At 69.0% G+C, this 4206-nt stretch carries 4 protein-coding genes and 1 pseudogene; 4 read left to right on the top strand and 1 reads right to left on the bottom strand.

From position 1 onward, the window contains the following. Positions 1 to 176 precede the first annotated feature (176 nt). From ACFW22_RS32005 to ACFW22_RS31990, 4 genes and pseudogenes are all read left to right on the top strand, one after another. Positions 177 to 2078, top strand: a complete 1902-nt coding sequence (locus ACFW22_RS32005; RefSeq protein ID WP_386411490.1) for a RiPP maturation radical SAM C-methyltransferase — start codon at positions 177 to 179, stop codon at positions 2076 to 2078. A 32-nt stretch (positions 2079 to 2110) separates the two neighbouring features. Next, positions 2111 to 2770 carry a DUF5825 family protein gene (locus ACFW22_RS32000; protein ID WP_386411488.1) on the top strand — a complete coding sequence of 220 codons (660 nt, stop codon included), beginning with the start codon at positions 2111 to 2113 and terminating at the stop codon, positions 2768 to 2770. A 108-nt stretch (positions 2771 to 2878) separates the two neighbouring features. After that, positions 2879 to 3145: a hypothetical protein gene (locus ACFW22_RS31995; protein WP_386411486.1), complete on the top strand. Its 267-nt coding sequence runs from the start codon at positions 2879 to 2881 to the stop codon at positions 3143 to 3145. A 132-nt stretch (positions 3146 to 3277) separates the two neighbouring features. Beyond that, positions 3278 to 3412 (top strand): annotated as a pseudogene (locus tag ACFW22_RS31990) (IS5/IS1182 family transposase); the annotation flags it as partial. 143 nt (positions 3413 to 3555) lie between these two features. Here ACFW22_RS31990 and ACFW22_RS31985 read toward each other — a convergent pair. Then, positions 3556 to 4206: IS3 family transposase (locus ACFW22_RS31985; RefSeq protein WP_386411484.1), on the bottom strand; the 651-nt coding region annotated here is incomplete at its 5' end.

Here is a 4206-nt window from a genome sequence, read left to right as displayed (position 1 = left end):
GGGGCGGGCCCGCTCCCGCGGGGCCGCCCCCAACCCGGCGGCAACCCGGCCGGGACGCCGGCCCGGAAGCGGGCCGGGGCGGGGGGGGGGCCCCCGGCCGGCCCCCCCCCGACTTCCCGGCCGATGCCCGACCGACACGTCATTCCGTGCACTGATCACATGAGAAGAGGCGAGCCGTGCGCGTACTCCTGGTGAACATGCCCTGGGCCCCGATCGATCTCCCGTCGCTGGCTCTCGGAATTCTCAAGCGCAGTGTCGACGAGCGCGTGCCGAACGCCACGGCGGACGTTCTGCACGCGAATATTGAATACGTGGACTGGATCACCAAGAACACGGAATTCACTTTGGAGGACTACTCCTACTACGCGCTCGGCTCCTATTTCCTGGGATGCGGCGACTGGGTCTTCTCCTCCGCGCTCTACGACGATCCCGAATGGCGTGTACCCGAGTTCACCGAGGCGATGGCCAACCGGGTGCGCGGGGCCCGCATGGAGATGACGCAGGCACTGCACGTCACCGCGCCCGACTTCGTCCGGCACATCGCGGAACGCATCGTGGAACTCGCCCCGGACGTCGTCGGGTTCACCTCGACGTTCCAGCAGAACACCGCGGCCCTGGCGGCCGCCAAGTACGTCAAGCGGCTCGCCCCGCACATCGTGACGGCCATGGGCGGCGCCAACTGCGACGGCAAGCAGGGCGAGGCCGTCCACCGCAACTTCCCCTTCGTCGACCATGTGCTGCGCGGCGAGGGCGAGGTGTCGTTCCCCGCGCTGGTCAGAGCCCTGGACGCCGGTGAGCCGCTGTCGGAGATCCCCGGGCTGTGCTGGCGCGACACGGACGGCACCTCCGTGGTGAACGCCATGAACACCAAGCCGCTGCCGCCCGCCGCCATCCTGCCGCCGGACTACGCCGGGTACTTCGAGCGGCTCGCCTCCTCCCACGCCCGGAACTGGGTCGAGCCGAAGCTGGTCGTCGAGGGCGCGCGGGGCTGCTGGTGGGGCGAGAAGCACCACTGCACCTTCTGCGGGCTGAACGGCTCGTTCATGGAGTTCCGCAGCAAGAGCCCCGACGTGTTCTACGACGAGATCATGGAACTGGCGCGCAGGCACCGGGTCCTGGACATGTACGTCGTGGACAACATCCTGGACATGGGGTACGTGAAGTCGGTGCTGCCCCGCATCATCGACAGCGGGTACGACCTGCGGATGCACATCGAGATCAAGTCCAACATGCGGCGGGGACAGCTCCAGACCCTGGCGGACGCGGGGCTGATCTTCGTCCAGCCGGGCATCGAGAGTCTCAACAGCCGGGTGCTGACCCTGATGGACAAGGGTGTGACCGGCGGCCAGAACGTGCGGATGCTCCGCGACGCGGCCACCGTCGGCCTCTCGGTCGCCTGGAACTACCTGCACGGCTTCCCGGGCGAGGACACCGAGGACTACGACGACGTGGTGGACCAGCTCGCCGCGCTGGAGCACCTGAACCCGCCCGTGGGCCCCTCCTCTCGGATCGCGATCGAACGGTTCAGCCCGTACTTCAACGACCCCGGCCTCGGCTTCTCCGAGCTGCGCCCCGCCGAGCCGTACCGGCTCACCTACGACCTCCCCGACGCCGAGATGTTCGACCTGGCGTACGTCTTCGACGTACCGCCCCGGGGAATCGGCGAGGACGTCGTCGCCCGGCTCGACGAGGGCATCGGGCACTGGAAGCGGAACTACGCCGGCAGCCGCCTCACCCACTGCGACCTGGAGGACCGTATCGTCCTGGTCAGCAGGCGACGGGCCTTCGACTGGACGCGCCTGGAACTGACCGACCCGGGCGAACTGGCCCTGTTCCGGCTGCTCGACCAGCCGCACACGGTGAAGACGGCCGCGCGCAAGCTGGAGGCGGACCACCACTTCAGCGAGACCGCCCTGCTGGGGGTCCTCAAGCGGTGGCGGGAGCTCGGCATCGTGTTCGAGGACAGCGGGCAGTTCGTGCAGATCGCGCCGCCGGCCCTGAACGAGGAGTTCCTGCGGATCGACTTCATGCGGCACACCGCCGCCCGCGAGGCGGAACTCGCCCCGACGACCGTCTGACGACCGCGCGACCGCCCGACCGAGGGACGACGATGACTCCTGTTCTCACCTGCACCGCCCCCTTCACCGTGACCGCCTCACGGGACTACGACCCCGAGGTGGGCACTCTGCCCGCCATGTCCCTGGGCCGCTTCGAGATCGACATGTCCGGCGGCGAGGCCGCCCGGCGGCTGTTCGCCGCCGGGGCCCGGCACGTCACCCTGCCCCGCCCCGTGGACCTGACGGACACCGCCGACGGGGCCTGGACGGTCAGGGCGCTGAGCTTCGTGGGCGACCTCTCCAGCCTGGCCGTCTCGGTCGACTGGCAGATCCACACCGGTTCCGACCCGGACGCCTGGCGCCACTTCGGGCACCTCCACCCCCCGACCGCCGTCCTCGGCACCGCGGACCCGGTGGCGACGGCGCTCGCCTGGCGCACCACGTACTACATCTGCAAGTGCGTCTTCCGGTACGGCCCCGGGTTCATCCAGGTCCGTGACCGGCGCTACGGCGAGCTGCGCCGCTTCACCATCGACGAACCGGAGTACCACGAGGCCGTCGCGGCCCTCACCGACGGCGCGACCGTCGACGCGATCGGGCGCCCTATCCTGGACGACCTCATGGCGGAGACCCTCGTCCTGCGCTTCGGCGACCACCTGTGGTGGGCGCCGTACCGGGTGCGCCGCTGGTCGGAGGCACCGCTCGTGATCTGAGCCGGTGATCGCCGAGGCCCCGCGGAGAGTCGTCCCGCGGGGCCTCGGGCATCGACATGGGATGTCCGCTCCACCCTCGAACTCATCGCCCCGGGCATTCAGCACCGCATGGAGACGACCAAGGACGGCTCCCGCACTGCCTACATGCTGCACGCCGGCGGCTCCTGGGCCCGCGCCACAGCACCAGGCGCACGCGAGCTGCCCGTCGTCTACCAGGGCGGCCCCCGCCGCCTGTGGGACGAGCTGGACCGCATCCGGACCTGGCTCGTCATTGACGGCGACCTGCCCATCTCGGGAGCGGCCGTACGCATAGATCCGGATGGCACCTGCACCTTCGAACGCAGCAGCTGGACGGCCACCATCCATGCGATGTAACTGATCCCTTCAGAATGAGTTCGGCTCAGGAGCTTGGCAGTTGGACTGGTCTGATGGCCTGTGGGACCGTGTCGCCCCGTTGCTCCCGTCTCGCCTGCTGCTGCACCTGACCGAGTGGCCCTGCTACCGGCACGGGCCCGCGTCGAGCACGTCCTCGCCAGGATGAAGACCTGGAAGATCCTGCGCGACTGCCGCCTCAAGGGCGAAGGCGTTCACCACGCCATGCCCGGCATCGCCCGCATGCACAGCCTCACCCTTGCCGGATAGGCCGACGGGCGGTACGGCGGCCCGCCATGCCTGGGGCGAGTCAAAGATCATTTACGGGCCAGCCCTTGACCGTCTCATCGAGCAGTCCATGAAGGAGCGGGACCGCGTCAGTGAGGTGTCCCCCGGAGTGTGGACACGGGGGTTCATGCTGCGAATGTGAGTCTACGGCCTCGTTGGTGCTGCTGTTTGAACTCGGTGGGTGAGAGGTGGCCGAGGCTGCTGTGGCGCTTGCGGGTGTTGTAGTAGGTGAGCCACTGGAAGATCTCCAGCCGGGCCTGACGCACCGTCGTCAATGCTCCCCGCAGCGCTTCTCTCTTCAGCCCCTGCCAGAAGCTCTCGGCGAGCGCGTTGTCGTAGCTCGACCCGACATGCCCCATGCTCCTGCGGATGCCGAAACGGTCGCTGAGCTGGGTGAACGCCGCCGAGGTGTAGGGGGATCCCCTGTCCGCATGGAAGATCACTCCCTCGACCTGGCCGCCGCGGGTGGCCACCGCCATCGTGAGCGCGTCGACGACCAGCTCGGTCCGCATGCGGGTGGCCATCGAGTAGTCGAGTACCCGACGCGAGCAGATGTCCAGGACGCAAGCCAGGTAGAGCCATGTGCCGCCGACCTGCACGTAGGTGATGTCGCCGCACCACTTCTCGTCCAGGTTCCCGGCGGTGAAATCGCGTCGGACCAGGTCCGGTGCGGGCGGGGCGAGCCGGTCGGGGACGGTGGTGCGCTTGCGCCTGCGCAGGTGCCGGCCCTCGATCCCCTCGCGGCGCATGAGCCGCTCGACGCGCTTGCGGTTGAC

Origin of the sequence: Streptomyces sp. NPDC058872, assembly GCF_042743065.1 — a bacterium.
GTDB lineage: Bacteria > Actinomycetota > Actinomycetes > Streptomycetales > Streptomycetaceae > Streptomyces.
The sequence above is the reverse complement of the archived record's forward strand: the minus strand, read 5'-3'. Positions and strand labels throughout refer to the sequence as shown.

Excerpts from the sequence above, each read along its gene's own strand:
- ACFW22_RS32000 (WP_386411488.1), top strand. The coding sequence starts at position 2,111 with ATGACTCCTGTTCTCACCTGCACCGCCCCCTTCACCGTGACCGCCTCA.
- ACFW22_RS31995 (WP_386411486.1), top strand. The coding sequence starts at position 2,879 with ATGGAGACGACCAAGGACGGCTCCCGCACTGCCTACATGCTGCACGCC.